At 41.6% G+C, this 16,967-nt stretch carries 24 protein-coding genes; 4 read left to right on the top strand and 20 right to left on the bottom strand.

Going from position 1 to position 16,967, the window contains the following annotated elements; translation table 11 throughout:
- Positions 1–5 precede the first annotated feature (5 nt).
- From ssb to MKZ09_RS15320, 8 genes are all read right to left on the bottom strand, one after another.
- Positions 6–482 (bottom strand): single-stranded DNA-binding protein, encoded by a 477-nt coding sequence (ssb, locus tag MKZ09_RS15355; protein WP_076202798.1) that lies wholly within the window; start codon positions 480–482, stop codon positions 6–8.
- Positions 483–2,309: an ATP-dependent helicase gene (locus tag MKZ09_RS15350; RefSeq protein WP_076202795.1), complete on the bottom strand. Its 1,827-nt coding sequence runs from the start codon at positions 2,307–2,309 to the stop codon at positions 483–485.
- A complete protein-coding gene (locus MKZ09_RS15345; RefSeq protein ID WP_076202792.1) occupies positions 2,302–4,434 on the bottom strand; it encodes a hypothetical protein in 2,133 nt (710 codons plus the stop codon). The genes MKZ09_RS15350 and MKZ09_RS15345 overlap by 8 nt, the downstream gene beginning before the upstream one ends.
- Positions 4,434–5,294 carry a hypothetical protein gene (locus MKZ09_RS15340; RefSeq protein WP_076202789.1) on the bottom strand — a complete coding sequence of 287 codons (861 nt, stop codon included), beginning with the start codon at positions 5,292–5,294 and terminating at the stop codon, positions 4,434–4,436. The genes MKZ09_RS15345 and MKZ09_RS15340 overlap by 1 nt, the downstream gene beginning before the upstream one ends.
- A gap of 72 nt (positions 5,295–5,366) precedes the next feature.
- Positions 5,367–5,573, bottom strand: coding sequence for a hypothetical protein (locus tag MKZ09_RS15335; RefSeq protein WP_076202786.1), 207 nt, complete (start codon positions 5,571–5,573; stop codon positions 5,367–5,369).
- A gap of 292 nt (positions 5,574–5,865) precedes the next feature.
- The gene (locus MKZ09_RS15330) at positions 5,866–6,099 is read right to left on the bottom strand and encodes a KTSC domain-containing protein (RefSeq protein ID WP_076202782.1); all 234 of its coding nucleotides are present in this window, start codon (positions 6,097–6,099) and stop codon (positions 5,866–5,868) included.
- Complete coding sequence (locus tag MKZ09_RS15325) at positions 6,096–6,512, bottom strand: ORF6C domain-containing protein (protein ID WP_076202778.1); 417 nt, start codon at positions 6,510–6,512, stop codon at positions 6,096–6,098. Before MKZ09_RS15325 ends, MKZ09_RS15330 begins: the two co-directional genes overlap by 4 nt.
- Positions 6,513–6,515: 3 nt before the next feature.
- Positions 6,516–7,628 carry a ParB N-terminal domain-containing protein gene (locus tag MKZ09_RS15320; protein ID WP_076202775.1) on the bottom strand — a complete coding sequence of 371 codons (1,113 nt, stop codon included), beginning with the start codon at positions 7,626–7,628 and terminating at the stop codon, positions 6,516–6,518.
- 91 nt (positions 7,629–7,719) lie between these two features.
- Between MKZ09_RS15320 and MKZ09_RS15315 the strand changes: the two genes are divergently transcribed.
- The gene (locus tag MKZ09_RS15315) at positions 7,720–8,070 is read left to right on the top strand and encodes a hypothetical protein (protein WP_076135699.1); all 351 of its coding nucleotides are present in this window, start codon (positions 7,720–7,722) and stop codon (positions 8,068–8,070) included.
- On the opposite strand, the gene MKZ09_RS15310 is transcribed toward MKZ09_RS15315, so the two are convergent.
- On the bottom strand, positions 8,067–8,318 hold the full coding sequence (locus MKZ09_RS15310; RefSeq protein WP_076135696.1) for a hypothetical protein: 252 nt from the start codon (positions 8,316–8,318) through the stop codon (positions 8,067–8,069). The genes MKZ09_RS15315 and MKZ09_RS15310 overlap by 4 nt on opposite strands.
- 16 nt (positions 8,319–8,334) lie before the next feature.
- Positions 8,335–8,541 carry a hypothetical protein gene (locus MKZ09_RS15305; protein ID WP_076135694.1) on the bottom strand — a complete coding sequence of 69 codons (207 nt, stop codon included), beginning with the start codon at positions 8,539–8,541 and terminating at the stop codon, positions 8,335–8,337.
- Positions 8,542–8,634: 93 nt separating this feature from the next.
- Between MKZ09_RS15305 and MKZ09_RS15300 the strand changes: the two genes are divergently transcribed.
- The gene (locus tag MKZ09_RS15300; protein WP_076135692.1) at positions 8,635–8,850 is read left to right on the top strand and encodes a hypothetical protein; all 216 of its coding nucleotides are present in this window, start codon (positions 8,635–8,637) and stop codon (positions 8,848–8,850) included.
- Here MKZ09_RS15300 and MKZ09_RS15295 read toward each other — a convergent pair.
- Genes MKZ09_RS15295 through MKZ09_RS15285 form a run of 3 tightly spaced genes read right to left on the bottom strand, consistent with a single transcriptional unit; the run spans position 8,822 to position 9,978 of the window.
- The gene (locus MKZ09_RS15295; RefSeq protein ID WP_076135690.1) at positions 8,822–9,352 is read right to left on the bottom strand and encodes a hypothetical protein; all 531 of its coding nucleotides are present in this window, start codon (positions 9,350–9,352) and stop codon (positions 8,822–8,824) included. The two genes, MKZ09_RS15300 and MKZ09_RS15295, sit on opposite strands and share 29 nt — an antisense overlap.
- A 38-nt stretch (positions 9,353–9,390) precedes the next feature.
- Complete coding sequence (locus tag MKZ09_RS15290; RefSeq protein WP_076135688.1) at positions 9,391–9,717, bottom strand: helix-turn-helix domain-containing protein; 327 nt, start codon at positions 9,715–9,717, stop codon at positions 9,391–9,393.
- A gap of 15 nt (positions 9,718–9,732) precedes the next feature.
- Positions 9,733–9,978 carry a helix-turn-helix domain-containing protein gene (locus MKZ09_RS15285; RefSeq protein WP_256715129.1) on the bottom strand — a complete coding sequence of 82 codons (246 nt, stop codon included), beginning with the start codon at positions 9,976–9,978 and terminating at the stop codon, positions 9,733–9,735.
- Between the two features lie 181 nt (positions 9,979–10,159).
- Between MKZ09_RS15285 and MKZ09_RS15280 the strand changes: the two genes are divergently transcribed.
- Together MKZ09_RS15280 and MKZ09_RS15275 are read left to right on the top strand one after the other, a co-directional pair.
- Positions 10,160–10,771: a LexA family protein gene (locus MKZ09_RS15280; RefSeq protein ID WP_143766310.1), complete on the top strand. Its 612-nt coding sequence runs from the start codon at positions 10,160–10,162 to the stop codon at positions 10,769–10,771.
- A 38-nt stretch (positions 10,772–10,809) separates the two neighbouring features.
- The gene (locus tag MKZ09_RS15275) at positions 10,810–12,000 is read left to right on the top strand and encodes a site-specific integrase (RefSeq protein ID WP_076135684.1); all 1,191 of its coding nucleotides are present in this window, start codon (positions 10,810–10,812) and stop codon (positions 11,998–12,000) included.
- Positions 12,001–12,246: 246 nt separating this feature from the next.
- On the opposite strand, the gene MKZ09_RS15270 is transcribed toward MKZ09_RS15275, so the two are convergent.
- From MKZ09_RS15270 to MKZ09_RS15240, 7 genes are all read right to left on the bottom strand, one after another.
- Positions 12,247–12,657: an alpha/beta hydrolase gene (locus MKZ09_RS15270; RefSeq protein WP_305953762.1), complete on the bottom strand. Its 411-nt coding sequence runs from the start codon at positions 12,655–12,657 to the stop codon at positions 12,247–12,249.
- On the bottom strand, positions 12,657–13,205 hold the full coding sequence (locus tag MKZ09_RS15265) for an alpha/beta hydrolase (protein WP_305953761.1): 549 nt from the start codon (positions 13,203–13,205) through the stop codon (positions 12,657–12,659). Before MKZ09_RS15265 ends, MKZ09_RS15270 begins: the two co-directional genes overlap by 1 nt.
- 227 nt (positions 13,206–13,432) lie before the next feature.
- Entirely contained in the window at positions 13,433–13,537 is a 105-nt protein-coding gene (locus MKZ09_RS15260; RefSeq protein ID WP_111503812.1) for a sporulation protein YjcZ, read from the bottom strand.
- A gap of 123 nt (positions 13,538–13,660) precedes the next feature.
- Positions 13,661–14,083 (bottom strand): hypothetical protein, encoded by a 423-nt coding sequence (locus MKZ09_RS15255; RefSeq protein ID WP_076126105.1) that lies wholly within the window; start codon positions 14,081–14,083, stop codon positions 13,661–13,663.
- A 112-nt stretch (positions 14,084–14,195) separates the two neighbouring features.
- Positions 14,196–14,480 carry a holin gene (locus tag MKZ09_RS15250; protein WP_076101776.1) on the bottom strand — a complete coding sequence of 95 codons (285 nt, stop codon included), beginning with the start codon at positions 14,478–14,480 and terminating at the stop codon, positions 14,196–14,198.
- A gap of 20 nt (positions 14,481–14,500) precedes the next feature.
- Positions 14,501–15,310, bottom strand: coding sequence for a glycoside hydrolase family 73 protein (locus tag MKZ09_RS15245; protein WP_076135682.1), 810 nt, complete (start codon positions 15,308–15,310; stop codon positions 14,501–14,503).
- A 988-nt stretch (positions 15,311–16,298) separates the two neighbouring features.
- Complete coding sequence (locus MKZ09_RS15240; protein ID WP_076126101.1) at positions 16,299–16,907, bottom strand: pentapeptide repeat-containing protein; 609 nt, start codon at positions 16,905–16,907, stop codon at positions 16,299–16,301.
- Positions 16,908–16,967: the final 60 nt, after the last annotated feature.

The raw sequence follows: 16,967 nt of genomic DNA, 5'->3' as shown, positions 1-16,967 counted from the left end.
CGTTCTCAGAATGGAAGATCGTCATCGCTTATGTCTATGGGTTTGCCATCGCCAGTGAATGGATCACCATAACCTCCGTTTTGACCGCTTGAACTTCTATTTTGACTGCTACTACCAGTTCCATTACTACTTGATGAATGACTACCACCCTGATCATTGCTTCTGTTGGACTCCAGGAATCGCACATTATCTGCAATGACTTCAGTGACGTAAATACGCTTCCCTTCGTTATTCTCATAGTTGCGGACCTGAATACGTCCCTCTACCGCTGTCAGCCGGCCTTTGCGCAAATAGTTCGCGCATGTCTCTGCCAACTGCCGCCAGGTAACTACTGGAATGAAGTCCGCTTCCTTCTCTCCATTCTGTCCGGTAAAGTTGCGATCTACGGCAAGCGTAAATTGAGTTACGGCAACACCAGCAGGAGTATAGCGAAGTTCAGGATCACGGGTCAGTCTACCGATCAAAATAATTCTATTGAGCATTCATAGCACCCCGCCATTTAGAAATTTCATTTCATCAATAAATCTGCTTGGTGCAGACGGAATGACTTTTCCCCAACTACTATGTGATTTAGTAGTAGTAATAATAAGTTCATTTTCAGCCCGGGTTACAGCCACATACGCCAACCTGCGTTCTTCTTCAATATCTCTGGTGTTCTGGCTTGGAAACAATCCTTCATTCATCCCAATCAAGAAGACTGTCGGGAATTCAAGCCCCTTGCTGCCGTGTATGGTCATGAGTTTTACAGAATCTCGGTCTTCCATAAGCTTCTCTTGGATATCTCGGATCATGACCCATTTGAGGAATGACGTGGGGCTGTGGTCTTCTCCAGCCTTCTGCTGACGCTCAACCCAATACATGATGTAGGTCTGAGCTTGATCAAGATCCTCTAGCCGGTTGTTCAGATACCGCTCTGTATAGCGTTCTCTCAGCTTTAAGTTTTGGGAAAGAACGTCTATTGCATCATAAGCAGAGACGCATTCTCTAACCACCTCAGCCACGCCTTGGAGGGTACTGGCATACTTAGCAACCCGTTCTTCATTCGATTCCACCAACGCTTCCCACAATGGGATTGACTTGTCTATGGCTATCTGTTCGGCAACCTGAAGTTGCATATCAGTAAGTGACCGCTCGGGAAACTTAATGACCCGCTTGAAGTTTGTTTCGTCCTGCGGATTGAAAATCCATGCTAGATAATTGAGCAGTGATTTAACATCAGGCTTCTTAAGTGGATCGTCTGAAGAACTCAATACAGTACAAGGAATGCCCTCCCTCCGCAGCGCTTGATGGAAATTATCAATCTGTGCATTAGTCCGCGCAAGGATTGCAAAACCAGAATATCCGGTAACTGACTCTTTCTCTTTGATCTGGTCAACCACATACTTCATCTCGGCTTCATCATCCGCCAGTTCCAAAATGTTCACGGCTATGCCATCCTTTGAAGCAATAAGGCACTCTCCTACTTTGATTTCACTATGAGAGATTAGGTTATTTGCCGCTTCTACAATAGAAAGCGATGATCGATAGTTCCGATTCAGCTCAATGATTGCCGCTGCTGGATACTGGTCCTGAAACTCAAGAATGTTTCTAACCCGCGCTCCGCGCCATCCATAGATAGATTGTCTCCAATCACCTATACAGAAAAGGTGTTCTGGATTCAGCAATCGGATAAATTCAATCTGCTGCTGGTCTGTATCCTGAAACTCATCCACGAACAGGTACCTCCACTGCTTCCGGTAGTACTCAGCGACATCAGGATGATTGCTGAACAATGTGTCCACCTTCGAAATCAAGGCATCCAGATCCACGGCATTGTATCTGCGCAATTGATAGTTGTATTCGTCCCAAACCGCCTGTTCCTCAAGATCCTTTATTCGCAAATGTGCTGTCTTTAGTACTTTACTAACACTGGTTCTGTAGCCCATCGTATTAATAATGGCCTTCATGACTTCTTCACGATCCTCTTGAGAGTAAATTGTGAATCGCTTATCCAGGTTGATTCGATGCCCCCACTCTTGCAAAATCCTAACGGCTAATGCATGGAACGTACAACAGGTAATCCGCTTTGACTCATACTCCCCAATTAAGGGGAGCAATCTGTCCTTCATTTCCTTTGCGGCGGCCCGCGTGAAGGTTATTGCAACAATGCTTGAAGCACCAACACGCTGATTTAGATTGAGATGTGCGATCCGATGGGTCAGGGTTCGAGTTTTACCCGTACCTGCTCCAGCCCTCATTAAAATTTCATCCGACTCAGACAAAACGGCTGACGCCTGCTCCTCATTCAATCCGGCAGTGAGATTAACCACGCGCTGCCTCCCCCTCTGGTGTTAAATCCCATATGGTCCAGCCCTCAGCCTCAGTGATTTCCACTACACCGGCAATCAAGATGTTGTCTAGCTTATGGGATAGAGCATTCAAGCCTTTCAGGACGCCGCTCAGGTTCTTCTTGTCCAGGTTGTTGATGTCGTCCAGGGCCAGCACTTTAAGAGGCGGATTCGCGCGCTCAAGCAGTGTGACGAGGAACGCAGACAGGAACATCAGCTTTTCACCGGTGGAGAGAACATCAAAGTTTGTCTTGCGTTCATTCTTGATCCATCCGAATTGAAAGACTTCCTTGCCTGTTTCAGACTCTGTGCTGAAGAACATAGGATACCGAATACCCATCAGTCGCAGGTTATCATTGATAGAGTCTTCGATAGGACCGAGAGCGCCTTTGACTAGCTCCCCTTGAATCCCTTTGGCTCCCAGTGCCTCTGCCAAGCTCTTGCAGGCGGTGAAGTAATATTGTGCCTTACTCGCTGAGATCATGGCTGTCTGAGCGTTAGAAAGTGTGATCTTGGCTTTCTCCTTCTCCTCGATCACTCGTTCCAATTCATCAATTTGCCGGGCCAACGCCGTTAACTGAGGTTCCAGTATTTCCAGTGGAGCAAAGGTAGGCTGCTTATCACTCAAGAGACGTTCTTGCTCCTGCTGTAAGTTAATGATTTTGTTCTGTGTATCCTGGTGACGGCGAATTTCTTCTTGTTCGTCCTTACGTATTATTTCAATCCGTGAACGGATGCGGTCATTAGCAGTGTTTTCATCGTTCGCAGATTTATAAAGCGCCTGCTTCGATTGTTCAAGGGTACCCTCTTGTTCGCGTAGTGACTTGATTTCCAGCCTCAACTCATTCTGTATTTGGAGTAGATCATCAATATTTTTCTGCAGACTAGGATCTCTTTCAGAGGTGTAATTAGTAAATTTTGAAAAGTCCTTGTCGCATCCGATAGATGAGTGAAGCACACATACCTTAGCTCCTTTATCCTGGATACCTTGTAACACTCTTCTCATTTCATTGAGTTCTAAGTTAAGTTTATCGGCCCTCTGCTTAGCATCCATACCCTCTGTGATCTTGGATTCTCTCAATACCACCAGTGCATCAATCTGCTCTTGTATGACTTTCGCTTCAGCACTGACGTTAGTTTGCTTTATTGAGTCCTGAAGGACTTTGATCTCACTCTTAAAGTCACGGTCAGATGTGACGGCAAGCCCCGCTTTCATCTTTTCAATTTCTACTTTTAAAGATTCAAGACGGTCCTTCTTTTGATCCCATTGCCGCTTAATCTCATAGCCAGCTTTGATCTGCCCATGTATATCCGTGTGCTGCTGCCGGAAGTCTTTCAGTTCTTCTTTCTTGGTTGTAATATCTCGGTCAGTCTCTTCAAGCTTATTCTTCATGTCAGCCAACTCGCGAACCGCTCCGGTGGCATCGTTCTGTTTTTTGTTCCAGTGTTTCTGTTGAGATTCTATCCAAGATGTCATTGCCTGAAGGCCAGAAGAAAGATCATAGTTAGCAGGCCATTCATCCAAACAATCATTAATCAATTCTTGTGATGCTTCGTACAGATCAGGATTTGTCTCCTTGAGCCCTTGGGTCAGCAACTTTTGTACTAAATGAGCCGAAATCTTTTCCTTATCCCATTTCTCACTGGATATGGGAGACAAACTATAAATAAATTCCCGCCGTTTGGCATCAGACATATCAAGGAACTGCTGGAAGTCAAAGACCATCGGAAAGTTTCCTGTCTCAGCTGAGATCCGCGCATTCATTTGGGTGGTGTTCTTCTCGCCTTTACTAGGTGACACGGTGATCGATTCGCTATACTTGACCTCTTTGGCACCAGTACCCTTCAATTTCTCAGTTCGAACTATTGAACGATCGAACGAGAATGTATCCAACTGCAGCCCCGCCGTCATTTCATCCCCAGAACTCAGCTTGAATGTCTCGGGATTGGTCTTTTTTCCAGGAATGTACCCCAGCATCGCCAGTTGTACCGCCTGGAGTCGTGTTGACTTGCCGGATCCATTAGGCCCGACAAAGACATCCCTACCAGTCAACTCCTGATCGAAGGTATTGCCCTTTATGTTTCTTGTGCGGATAGTTTTTATCATTAGAAACGTGGACCTCCTTTAGTTGAAAGGAAACTTTCCTCTGCTTCAACAGATTCTTCTGAAGCATTGATCATCTCTTCTAGAACTTCAGCACCAGCAACTGAACCTGTCTGCTGATATTCAGTAACGATCTCGTGCAACTTTGATTCATCGAAAGTGTCTTTGTATCCGATAACCAGAACGTCTGCTACGCCGTTGTATGCCTTTAACTTTGCTGATGGCATACTCGGTTGCTGCTTAATTGAAGCCTTCCACGCAAGTGTCTGGACGATCTTGTCACCGTGTTCCTTGTTGTTAATGAGGTTTTGAATAACACGAATGACATCGATATTTTCATGTCGGCCATATACCCCAAGCTTACCCTGGAAGGCCATAAAGATTCCGGAACGAAGCTCTTCTTCAGTAAGCGTACCTTCCATGCAAAGCTTGCCAGCATCCCGGTTCTCTTCAATCTTTTGCATGAGCTCCTTAACGAACCTTACGCGGATATCAAATAGTACAGTGGCAGAACTAACAACCGGCTTATAAGAAGGCGACATGCCTACCGTGATCTTTTGCGACCAAAACTTATCTGCTGTCCCCGTTTCAGGATCAAACTCAATATATGGATTACTTACCTCGCGTCCATCAGCAAGGCGAATTGTTTCGGGTGTTATTGTGGAAATTCTAGCGACTAAATTACAGGCGCGGTATCCTTCGGCACTAATGCCCCATTCACCGTCATCAAACTGGATAAGGTGACCATCGGCATTCGACAGGCGAACAACACCTACTATGTTTTCCGCACTAGTAAAGAGGTTTCCAGCGCGAGAATTCACTGCTTTCCACTGCTCAGGATATTGAATAGATAATTCTTGCATTTGCAAATCCTCCAATTCATGTTAATATGGAGGCGAAAACAGCGTCTCGTAAACATGTTTTCGCCAATTGATTCAACTACTCAAATGGCTCTGCTCCCCAGCAGAGTCATTTTTCTGTTCCGCCAACGTTAAGGCGGTATCCAAGTCATCCAAAACTGATTGGAATTCATGTCCGAAGAACCATCCAGCTCGTTCCAACGCCGCTCCGATTGATACATTCGTTGTCTCTTCTTGCATTTTCTTAAGCTTGTGTATGGCATGCTTGAGATGATGTTTCACATGTGCAGCCCCCTTTGCAAGTAGATACTGGATAAGCATCATTTAACAAATCACGGATCGCTAGTATGTTCTTCAATCCAGTTACCTTTAGAGAAGGATCTTCTCCATCTAATTTGTAGACTATTAGAGCGTGAAGTTCATTTTCTACGAATACGACATCCTCGGATTCTAACTTTATAGTCATAGCTGGTATGCCATTAATCATGAATTTTCACCACCGAAGGAAAATTCCTCAAAATGATTTCGTACTGGAGTTTGTTACTTTTCCAACGTTCAGCCAACTCCTGTATAGTCATGACTGATCACCTACAACAGCAGTGCCAGGGTAAGTCTTCTTGATGTTTCGTGCATAATAGCTTCCGATTGATTCAGCAGCCATCATAATTTCATAGGTTAAGCGCGGTACACCAGAATGTTCATACACTGTGTCGCGCCCCTTGAATTGAACAAAGAATGTTTGTGTTTCTTTATCGTAACCAACAGCAGCAATATTTGAAGATACAACAGGCTCAAGTTTAGGTCTCATAGGTAATCCTCCGGTCTGAATGTTTTAATGAACTCAATAGCATCGTCAAAATCAATCCGACGAATATGAGAATACTTAGCTACCTCAAAACGCTCTTTAAGTTTTGACCAAATGCTTCTACGGTGCCTCCCGACGATATCTTTAAACTTTTCATCGGTTTCTTTATAACGGTCTTTGGTTAACTGCGCTGATTTCATCCGAACCCCATATTGTAGTTGATAGCACTCTGCATCTGTCAAAGTCACGCTGTCTCTGACCTCTTGCACCATCATCTGAACTTCTTCCTTGTGTTCGATGATTTCAGCTTTGAAAGCATTCATACCTTCAAACATCATCCTGAGTGCCGTACCTTGTTGTTCAGTCATTTTGAGTTGCTGACCAACAACAGTTAACAATTGATCTGTATTCTCCATCACCTACACCACCTTTCTGCTATTAACAGCCGGTCTTACCTGATCAATAAAAGTTTGAAGCATATCTAGGCTTTCATTGAGTCGTTTTTTCTCACTGCTGCTGGCATTGCCAATAAATCCAACCATCAAAGCAGTAACTCCGGCTTCCTGTAAGAATTTCTTGACCTTGATATTGAATTGAACGGTATTGATGTCTGATTCGTAACGAAGCTTTTTCAACTGTATCTCTGATTGCTTTTCATCAAATTCATCAGGGTTGCTGATCTTCAACGCCTCATTCTCATCTTTCAGCCGTTGATAACCCGACTTCAATTGCTCAATCTTCAAGCGTTCATTGTCCAAATCTTCTTTGTTTTTTGTTTTCCAGTAATCGTCTCGCTGTTTGAGTTGAGCTTCAGCTTCCCTCTCCTTCTGCTTAAGGTAAACAGTCTGTTCTTCATCATGCTGTTCAAGTGCCGCCGAGACAGCCTCTTGTACTTGATAAGCCGGTACAACGTCTTTGTATTTCTTTTGAAGTTCTTCCTTCTCATACTCCGCTTGTTCAGCTCGATCTTCGGCTTCGCGAACAGCAGCTTCGAGACGTTCCTTGGTTTCAGTAAAAGCTTTATGAGTGCTGATAATATTGGCGTCTAACTGCTGGATAATTTCCGGCGTGGCATTCTCCTTAATGAATTTCATCTTGTCGAACTGACGGCCTGACACTCCAAGTTGTTCTCCTACAATGTCGCGGACCTGACCAGATTCATGCTCAGGTAAATTTTCCTTACCTGCTTGCATTCGTTCTTTGGCTCTGATCCGTTCCAGTTCCTCAATTTTCTTCCCGTAAGCGACCCGTTCAGAGAATGTAAAGTCTTTCCGGTGTTCGTTCTCGCTTATCTCTAGTTGTAGTTGATGAGCATAATCGCGAACCTCAGTAACTCTTACTTCTACCTGTTCTCTCCCCAAATGCATGTGTGCTCTCAACCGTCGTTCTCCAGCGATCAATTGATAATCGGGTGTTACAACGATTGGATTGATTAAGCCGTTCTCAGCGATGTCCTGAGCCAATTCTTCGATGCCCGAAAAATCTTGGCGAATACGATCCGTTACTTTGATTTTGCTAATATCAATGAGCAATGTGATTCTCCTTCCTAAAATCATTTCCTCTCTGTGATAAGATGGGGATTGTCCAGATCCACCAAAACATCCAAGGAGGGAGGTGTAAAAAATGGTTATTATTAATTTCCTTGATGGAACACATTTAGAAATACTGGCCGACACCGTGCTTAATGGTTACAAAAATGATTCGACAGAAGATATTTTTTACTTAAAGAATGTCTTTGAAGACTCTATTGATGGTCGAAATAATACTGAAGGCAAGGCATCGAAACTGTTTGCTGGTGACTACAAAGTCGGTGTAATGGGGTTTATTTTATCAGTTGATTGTTTCTCGGTTGGCTTAGATACGATCAACAATGCTGTTTATTTATCTACAGCGGTCAAATCGGTCGAAAACCAACAAGAAAAACATGTAATGCAGCCGACTATCGGTTCTGTAAGTGTTCCAAGAGCTAATTAAGGCGTATATTCATCTTGCAGAAGTGTGCATTTTCTCAGAGCTTCTTTTGAACGTTCGAGAATATATAAGGCTGCTTCATAAGTCACGCTTTTTTTACCAATAAGGCTGAGTACTTCCGAAACAATTTCTGCATACACCGGATCGATATTTCCTAAAGCCTCTCTCACTGAGACGAGGCTTTTCCATTCGGGAGTGTCCTTTACTTCACTCTGGACCTTTTGATTCACTGCCCCTACACTTTCTCCCATTATCTTTCCTCCTCCCTCACAAACTTGGTAAGCAATAATTCTCAACACGGTTAAGCGTTACTCTTAGGGGCTTTACCTCACGCTGCTGAAGCATTGTCTTTAACTCCAAGGTTTTAGCCCGAGCAAGACCTGCTTCTCTTAAAGCGATTTTGTCTCCAGTAGCTAATGCAGTTACTGTTACTCTTGATAGAGCCTCATAAGCTGTTTGTAAATCTTCTTTCATTGAGATAACTCCTTCACTTCGACATTCGTTCTCTTGTAATAAAATGGATATTGTTCGGATTAACAACCCCACTAAGAAAAGAGGTAATTACATGTGTCTAAACCAAATGTTGATGAAATCGCCGCAGCACTATTTGAAAAACTTCAGCCACTTTATATTAAAGATGGATTGGAACTTACCCAGGAACTTCAAAATGACGGGAAACCAATTCAAGAAGCTATTCGGCAAGCTGATTTAGCAGCATTGAAACTCCACAACGAGAGATTTACGATTGAACTTATCAAAGGCGTCCTTGATGCTTTAGAATAAGTTTTGAACGTTCTTCCCAATATTCTCTTGCAAGATCAGTTGTAATGGATTCTGATCTAACAAGAATTTTCGCATTTGTTACGTCCTTTTCATGTTCGGTATCAGTAGCCGCCGTTCCAGCGGTGGTTTCTTTGCTTTCCAACGCATTAAAAAGTTTGCTGGTCAACTCTGCTAGTTTGTCTAATTCAAAGCCGATTCCAGAGTCTTTGAAAACCCCCAGTTCAACCGCTTTGCAATCAAGGCTGGATACCACTGTAACTAATTCATTTCCAATCAAGGCTAGTTTCTTCTTCAGTTCGTGTACTCCATCTTCAATTGGTGTTTTGGTGACTGTTCTTCCGCCGAACCTTTTAACCAATTCAGAGTCATTCCAAAATGCTTCTGCGTCTGTTGGAGTAGCAATTGTTACTGTAGCTCCATTGATAAATACATCGCCTTTAGGGGTGATCTGGAACGCTTCTGCAATCATTCCTAGTACTTCCTGTTTGTCTTCTTCTTTCATTGATTTATATCTCCTTTTTGAGTCAATCTTTAAGGATTTTAAGCTCGACTATCCCATGTTGGGCAATTTAAACGTTCTTGTTGCCGTATCCATTCTTCCAAAGAACGTATACTGAACATCATTTTCGGTCTACGTGAACCAGGCATTCCTGTTTTCACATGTGGGATTTGTTTTTGACTACAGAGACGATAAATCAAATCTTTAGAGACGCCTAATATTTCAGCAGCTTTTTCAGCTTCAACCATTTTATCCTCACTTATGGGAATGCTCTCTTCAATTTTCTTTAAAACAGTTGGTAAAATCTTGGATGCGACTTTTTCAGCAATAGCATCCAAAAAATCAGATGCAACATGTTCTTCTTTCATTTAACCTCCTCCTAATTACGATATAATCGCATAAACTTTGATATTTCCGATTAAATCGGATTCCCTGCCAAAAAAAATTATTTCCGCTGGCACTTTGTAGAGTTTTAGTAACTCATTTGTTAAGGCCCAGGGTATATCAGTCGAATCTTTCTCATACCTCCGGATGAGATCCATATTTTTTTTGGTTATTTCGGAGACTTCTTTTAAAGTGTAACCTGCATTTACTCTGGCGGCTCTCCAAGTAATTTTGTAATCGTCCATTGCCTCACCTCCCAAACCAATATTATTCCGATTAAATCGGATTGTCAACATCAAAACTCCAAATTTAACTTTTAATATCTGATTAAATCGGATATAATAAATATTATTTCTATATAACCGGAAAAAAACGGAGGTTTTCAAAGTGGCGCGGAAAAAGTTCACTGATTACGAGGTTAATCTTATGAAAGAAATATCTATTAACTTAAAAAAAGTCTTAATGCTAAAAGGAATTACTCAACTAGAATTAAGTGAACGAACAGGAGTAGCCTCGAGCACTATTTCTGATTATGTTAATGGTAGAACACTAATGTCTATGGGAAATCTACAAATAATCTCAGATACCTTGAAAATTGCAAAGTCAGATATTTTTCCCGACCTATTTGAGCAACATCCGCGATTTAGAGAAATACCATTACTCGGAACAATCTGTGCTGGAAATGGTCTTCTTGCTGATCAAAATATTGAGGAATACATCCATTATCCTTTTCCCAACAAAAAACAACCGGATTATGCATTACGCGTCAAAGGTGACTCAATGATAAATATTGGAATTACGGATGGAGATATTGTTTATATGCGTCATGCTCAATGGGCAGAACATAATGGTCAATTAGTTGCCGCACTTGTAAATGACAGTGAGGAAGGATTCCTGAAACGCATACATTGGTCTGAAAATGATTCCCAAATCAAATTATCCCCAGAGAATGATGATTATGAAGCAAAATTTTATGTCCCGAATCAAATACAGATTTGTGGAATATATATGGGTCATTTCAAAATTTCTGATATTTGAAAATACATAAACCATAGTAAATTTTCGAGGTGATCTGAATGGCGAGTATTCAAAAGAGAGGTAAAAGTTCTTGGTTATTTACAGTTGAAACGGGGTCGGGAACAAAGCGCGGTCGAGAAACGATGACTTATCGAGTTGAAGATACTGCATTACTAAAAACAACAAAAAAACTCAAAGATCACTTAGAATCAGAATGGAATAAATTCAAAATAGAAGTTGAATCCGGAAATTATTTCAGACCTGAAAAAATGACATTTAGAGAATTCACTGGTTTATGGAGCGATAAATTTGTAGATAAAAATTTAGCTGAAACAAGTGCTTTCAATTACAAATACCACTCTACGACAAAACTCACTCCTATTTTAGGTGATATACAAATGGATAAAATTAAGACTTTAGATATTGTCACCCTGTTGGACGAGCTATCAAAAAAAACTGGTGAAGCCTCAGTGGTTTATTGCTTCAGAGTACTTCGAAGTATATTCAGCAAAGCGGTGTCTTGGAAAGTTATCAAAGTAAATCCAATGGATGGGATTGATAAACCCAAAGAGGCCCCAAAGGAGATGAGTTTTTATAACGAACAAGAAGTAGCTGAGCTTCTAAAGTCCCTCCAAAAAGAAACTATTAAATTCAAAACATTTGTTACTTTAGCTCTCACTACAGGAATGCGCCGCGGAGAACTTTTGGGTCTTGAATGGAGACATATTAATTTAGAAAAAGGTAGTATCCTTATACATCAAACTATTCCAATGTTTAAAGATGGTATGCCTGTAATCAAGGGTCCTAAACGTGGTACAGGAAGAACAATAACGTTGCCTTCTTCCGTAGTAAAAGAACTTGTAGAATATCAAAAGCATATGATGAGGGTTCGCACTGAGCTTAAAGTTCCATGGGAAGGTGGAGAATACTCATTTTTATTCGCTCACGACAATGGACGTCCTAAATTCCCAAAAAATTGGGGAGACTACTGGCGCGAATTCCACGCTAGAAATCCACAATTAAGATACATTAGATTTCATGATCTACGTCATACTTCTGCCACTCTTTTAATCAGCAGTGGTGTTCATGCTAAAATCATCTCTAGTAGACTAGGGCACACTAAGATATCAACTACAATGAATATCTATGGTCATATTATTGAAGCTGCAGATCAATCAGCAGCTGACGTTTTCAATGCCTTTCTCCAACCTTCAAAGATTGTTAAACGAGCTAGGAAAACAAAGGCATAGTTGTTGTCGCGTTGTTGACAACTTGTTGACGAACTCTATTTAAAACTAACATTTACAACTTGTTGTAGCGATTAATTAAACAAATACAGCCTATTGTATCAACTAAATCGGAAATAACAATAAAATATAATACTGTGATTCTATCATCTCCCATGAAAGGGGCCCTAGAGATAGGGCCCCGAATTTATGTTTAACGGTATTATAAACACGAAAAGACTACCCTTTCGGCAGCCTTTTCAGCAACAACTATTTCACAAATCTTCCGATAAACTCAGTAACTACGCTCTCATACTTAACCGGGTCCATGCGAAAAGCTTCTCCGTGACCCGCATTAGGAACGATGTAAAGCTCCTTCTCGACCGGACTATTTTCATATAAGGTATGAACCATTTCCGTAGGAACAAAAGTATCATTATCACCATGAATAAACAGGGTTGGCGTTATAGATTTCTTCACCTGTTCTAGAGCCGAGGCTTCACCAAAGGAATAAGCTGCCTGAATCTTTGTTAGCATACTGGTCGTATCTACAATTGGGAAGGCGGGTAGATGGTACATTCTTTTTAATTGAAAGGTAAGCTCGTCCTTCACAGAGGTATAACCGCAATCTTCCACAATTGCTTTTACATTAACCGGTAAATGCTCACCGCTTGTCATCATTACGGTAGCCCCCCCATGGAAACACCGTGCAGTATGATCTGTGTATCCTCACCGTTTGCTTTCAGAACGTTCTCTATCCACTTCAAGTAATCCTTACGTTCTGGCCATCCAAATCCGATGTAGTTACCATCACTTTCCCCATGTCCTCTGGCATCCGGCAGCAAAATATTATATCCAAGTCTCTCATAATACATTCTGGCATATCCACTCATTTGAGTTGCATTTCCAGCATACCCATGAGCAATAATCACTGTCTTATCGGAATGTTCAGGAGCAGCAGCTAAATAGTACGCTTTAAGCTGTATTCCGTCATCAGAATCCATCTCCCATCTATCAAAGCTCTGGGCATCCCACCACTCTTGGTCTGCCTTTGAGGTATCTTTAGATTGTTCTACCTCTGGACTGGACTGCAGGTCAGGGCTTTCATTTAAGAAATCCTTTGAAGCACGTGCAATAGCAACATGATAGAAATAAAAGCTTCCCACAGTTACAACAATGATTAAAAGTACAATAACAGAAGAAATTCCGATCATCATTCTTTTCTTCAAACTAGCTCTCTCCTAAATAAAATTTAACAGTATTAATCGATGTTATCAGATTAAGATAACATGTATATTTGAATATTCAAAATCCTAGTATTGCAAACTCATACCATTTACTATGTGATTATTATTCTTTTAACTTATCATTTTATATAATCTTATGTACAAAAAATCTACAAAAAAAAGCCCCATGTCGGCAAAATGCCAACACGGAGCTCTGCTATTTTAGTGATTTAGAATATGCATGCGCTTGTAATAATTACTAATAAGATGAACAAAACTAAGATTGCGCCTGTAGAAGTAAAAGCACCACCAACATGACCATATTCAGCACCCATGAGAAGACCTCCTCCGTATTTAGAATACATCATAAGATATGTAATTATCCCCTTAGAAGATTGGGCGTTCAGTTAAAAAAAAAGACCTCTACTGGGCTACCAGCGAGGTTAAGGGCTCTACAATTAATCAGAAACTAAAATACCGTCAAAGCTTTCTGGGCCCACACGTACTGTACCGAGAAGATTAGAAGAAACAAATGCTGTATAAGTGAGCTGAGGTGTGATGGCTGGTAAGAAATCCGCCGCTGAAAAGGTTATTACTTGTGGAGCCAGAATGCTAAGAGCAAAAGTTGAAGTAGCAGAATACACTTTTGGATCAGTAGCCAAGGTTCCTCTTACAATCGTAATTGTGATGCCCACTAACGCTAGCGGAAGCGTCACTGATATTGTTCCTTTAAGGAGAACACGTGGATTGGTGGTCACTCCAGCCGTTAACAATCCAATCTGTCCAAAAAGCTGCGGCGTGTTAAGTACCGTAATAGGAATAGATATAGAGTTGGCGAGGCTGGCATTTTGAGATGTTCTTGCATCAAGGTAAGTTCCCATCGTTGCACCCCCTTTATAAATTGGCATACCATAATATATTAGTGTTCTCAATAGAATGCATAGCCACATTACCAGTGTGAAACGATTGTTTTATAAAACTCATAGATAAAATCTATTTATCATCTTTTTTCGTCCCATCCCTTTTATTAAACGCCAGTTCAAACAAACCGGTCGCTGATAGTCCCGCAAGCCCCCCCGCCCAGAGTCGCAGAATCAGATTCATATCAGTGAACGGATAGGCAACTGCTCCAACCAGCAAGCCAATAGCCAACCCCACTACTGGCACAATGTTCCGCGGAAGTTCAATGCTATTCTTCACAAGCTGTACAAGTGCCATTACAAAAACAGCTAGGACTGAAGCAAAGGCAAGCACACTGTTGAGAGCATCGTTATACATGGTATTTAATCCTCCTTATTTTATTTTTTACTTCCTGTTACAAGTAAACCCGCACGGTTCAGCACCGTTAATATGCGATAGAAATCGTAGCTGCCACCCGATGGAGTATCGAGAAGTCCTGCCGCAGTCGCTGCTTTCACAGCCGCCTCAGCCCATGCAGGGACATTCATGACTGCCCGATTTTCAATAAATATCACCCGATCCGTAAGCTTATTAATCGCCTGCCCCTGTTCTTGCACACCTGTTTTCAGCGTATCCCTGCTATCAGTAAGAGCTGCTATAAGAGCACGCAGTTCCTTTACTTCCGATTCTAGACTAACAAGCTTTTGCTTATCCTCTGCTGACATCTCATCATCTCCTCCCATGGATTTGTCGTCATATTGATACAGATTATAAGTATTCATAATTTGAATCAGCTTAGCTGCATAGTTCGGATCAGTAGCGTAACCAGCTGCGGCAATCTCTTGTGCGGCCACCTTGCCACTTGCACCTAGAACCTTGCTGTAAAGGTTGCGATTCCATGAGACTCCATTCACAATCAAGTCGGAGTGATCCGCGATAGATTCTCCCCAATTGTTATAGGCTCGAAAAGGGGCATTAACTTTAACAGCTTTACCGTTAATATATTCAGTAGTTTGTACAGTAATGCTGCCAGCAGGTCCACTTCCTTTGATCCCAAACAAATTATTCGCTTTCACAGTCAATCCACTGCTGCCCCAGCCTGACTCCAGAGCCGCTTGAGCAATGGTTAACGAAGCAGGGACCTTAGTGAGCTGCATGTCCTTTACAGCAAAATTCGCAATCTTCGCTATAAACTCGCCTTCTGTCATCTCATCACATCCTCTCCATTTATTAAATGCGAGGCATCATAAAATGACTGTGCTTATCCCCTACTAACATTGTGTTTTTACTAGATTTGAATCCAACTCGGCAACAAATAAGGCCATCCCATTCCATGAAATGAATGCTGGAGTAGCCTCAATGATCTAAACATCTAACTTCCTAATTACATCTCAATCGCTAACGAATTCTCTAATCGACTCAGCTGACCTTAGTACGCGGCTTTAGCTCACATTTGGAATGTTAACGGACCCCATAGACGTAATTAGCACCAAAAACACTCAATATCAAGCTCTTCATATGGAATAATGTCTCTGAGGTCCGAAACCTCGCTCAAAAGGTTAAAAAATGCTAATAACGTCATCCGGGTCCTTAAGCTACAGTAGACTGAATATGACTCGGCGGTGTAAAAGCAGCCAAACAACGATCCAAAAAAAGGAGTAGTAGTTCTCCTATTATTAGAGAACTACTACTCCTTTGACTTTTCATGACATCGACATCTGCTATCCACTATGACGTAGAGCGTTTATGTAAAATAGAGAGATGCACTTCTCGGTAGCTCAAGCGGTGCCTTAGGTCCTGCATAATGCATCCTCAATTCCTTTCACCCGGACAATATGTAATTATTAGTAAATTTAGCTTGTGAATCCCGTAGAATTAGCGTAATATATAGTAATAATTTACTATATAGGAGGGTCTAACAGACTATGCCTTCATATTATTTTAAAGAAGTATGGACACCCTTACGCTGGGTAGGTATAAAGTTTTTTCGTGATGATGATGGATTCTTATGGATTAAATGGTGGGCAAAACCCAGAAAACGGTTACGTTAACGCATACTATTACATATGCAATAATACATAGGTTTAGCAGTTAGAATACTCATAATAATCTGCGCTGCCAGCCCCTCCGCTTCAAGCATTGATTTGCTAGCGGAGGTCTTTATGATCCACGCTAGCAACTAATGCCGTCAGTTTACTAATTCCCTACTTTTGCCCCAAATGAACGTGCCAAGAGTACCGCCTGTTCAATATCCATCCGCACTCCCTGCAGATCCAGACTCTTTAAATCAATTCCTTCAACAATCGCTTCCCGCATATCCGCTCCCTTAAGCTTGCATTGAGACAATTGTACACGGCTCAAATCCGCTCCGCGCAAGTCACTTTTTTGCAAATTACAGCCCATTAAATCCGCTTCTGTAAATCGAATCCCCCGCAGATCCTGTCTGCTTAGATTAGTATGTCTTAGGTTCGTATACGACCAGTCCCCTCCGAGCAGGGAGATCCCGTCCAAATATGCATTTGAGAAATCCGATCCTACCATCTTGCAATCTTCAAATTTAGATACAAACAGGTTCGCTCCCGTAAATTTACAATTGGTAAAAGCTGAACCTTTATGGTGAGACGCATTAAGCATGGCTCCTGTAAAATCACAATCAATAAATCGGCAGCCAATAGAGTTCATCTCTTCCATAGAAGTGCCTTTGAAGGAGCATTGCTCGAATGTGCAGTTATTTAACTCACCATCCTGCAAGCTTCCTTGATCAAAATTGTGATTACGGAACGTTTCATTAAGGTATTGGTACATATAAATCTCATCACCTTCATTAGTATTAAAAAAATTAATTCTTAATTAAAAATAGCACTT

This window comes from Paenibacillus sp. FSL R5-0908 (genome assembly GCF_038006245.1).
GTDB lineage: Bacteria > Bacillota > Bacilli > Paenibacillales > Paenibacillaceae > Paenibacillus_AQ > Paenibacillus_AQ odorifer.
The sequence above is the reverse complement of the archived record's forward strand: the minus strand, read 5'-3'. Positions and strand labels throughout refer to the sequence as shown.

What these genes read in the sequence shown, in the direction of transcription:
- MKZ09_RS15315 (WP_076135699.1), top strand. Translation starts at nt 7,720, where the DNA reads ATGGTTATTATTAATTTCCTTGATGGAACACATTTAGAAATACTGGCC.
- MKZ09_RS15260 (WP_111503812.1), bottom strand. Translation starts at nt 13,537, where the DNA reads ATGGGTGCTGAATATGGTCATGTTGGTGGTGCTTTTACTTCTACAGGC.
- MKZ09_RS15345 (WP_076202792.1), bottom strand. Translation starts at nt 4,434, where the DNA reads ATGATAAAAACTATCCGCACAAGAAACATAAAGGGCAATACCTTCGAT.
- MKZ09_RS15325 (WP_076202778.1), bottom strand. Translation starts at nt 6,512, where the DNA reads ATGGAGAATACAGATCAATTGTTAACTGTTGTTGGTCAGCAACTCAAA.
- MKZ09_RS15310 (WP_076135696.1), bottom strand. Translation starts at nt 8,318, where the DNA reads ATGGGAGAAAGTGTAGGGGCAGTGAATCAAAAGGTCCAGAGTGAAGTA.
- MKZ09_RS15305 (WP_076135694.1), bottom strand. Translation starts at nt 8,541, where the DNA reads ATGAAAGAAGATTTACAAACAGCTTATGAGGCTCTATCAAGAGTAACA.
- MKZ09_RS15290 (WP_076135688.1), bottom strand. Translation starts at nt 9,717, where the DNA reads ATGAAAGAAGAACATGTTGCATCTGATTTTTTGGATGCTATTGCTGAA.
- MKZ09_RS15280 (WP_143766310.1), top strand. Translation starts at nt 10,160, where the DNA reads ATGAAAGAAATATCTATTAACTTAAAAAAAGTCTTAATGCTAAAAGGA.
- MKZ09_RS15240 (WP_076126101.1), bottom strand. Translation starts at nt 16,907, where the DNA reads ATGTACCAATACCTTAATGAAACGTTCCGTAATCACAATTTTGATCAA.
- MKZ09_RS15285 (WP_256715129.1), bottom strand. Translation starts at nt 9,978, where the DNA reads ATGGACGATTACAAAATTACTTGGAGAGCCGCCAGAGTAAATGCAGGT.
- MKZ09_RS15275 (WP_076135684.1), top strand. Translation starts at nt 10,810, where the DNA reads ATGGCGAGTATTCAAAAGAGAGGTAAAAGTTCTTGGTTATTTACAGTT.
- MKZ09_RS15295 (WP_076135690.1), bottom strand. Translation starts at nt 9,352, where the DNA reads ATGAAAGAAGAAGACAAACAGGAAGTACTAGGAATGATTGCAGAAGCG.
- MKZ09_RS15255 (WP_076126105.1), bottom strand. Translation starts at nt 14,083, where the DNA reads ATGGGAACTTACCTTGATGCAAGAACATCTCAAAATGCCAGCCTCGCC.
- MKZ09_RS15330 (WP_076202782.1), bottom strand. Translation starts at nt 6,099, where the DNA reads ATGAGACCTAAACTTGAGCCTGTTGTATCTTCAAATATTGCTGCTGTT.
- MKZ09_RS15340 (WP_076202789.1), bottom strand. Translation starts at nt 5,294, where the DNA reads ATGCAAGAATTATCTATTCAATATCCTGAGCAGTGGAAAGCAGTGAAT.
- ssb (WP_076202798.1), bottom strand. Translation starts at nt 482, where the DNA reads ATGCTCAATAGAATTATTTTGATCGGTAGACTGACCCGTGATCCTGAA.
- MKZ09_RS15250 (WP_076101776.1), bottom strand. Translation starts at nt 14,480, where the DNA reads ATGTATAACGATGCTCTCAACAGTGTGCTTGCCTTTGCTTCAGTCCTA.
- MKZ09_RS15270 (WP_305953762.1), bottom strand. Translation starts at nt 12,657, where the DNA reads ATGATGACAAGCGGTGAGCATTTACCGGTTAATGTAAAAGCAATTGTG.
- MKZ09_RS15245 (WP_076135682.1), bottom strand. Translation starts at nt 15,310, where the DNA reads ATGACAGAAGGCGAGTTTATAGCGAAGATTGCGAATTTTGCTGTAAAG.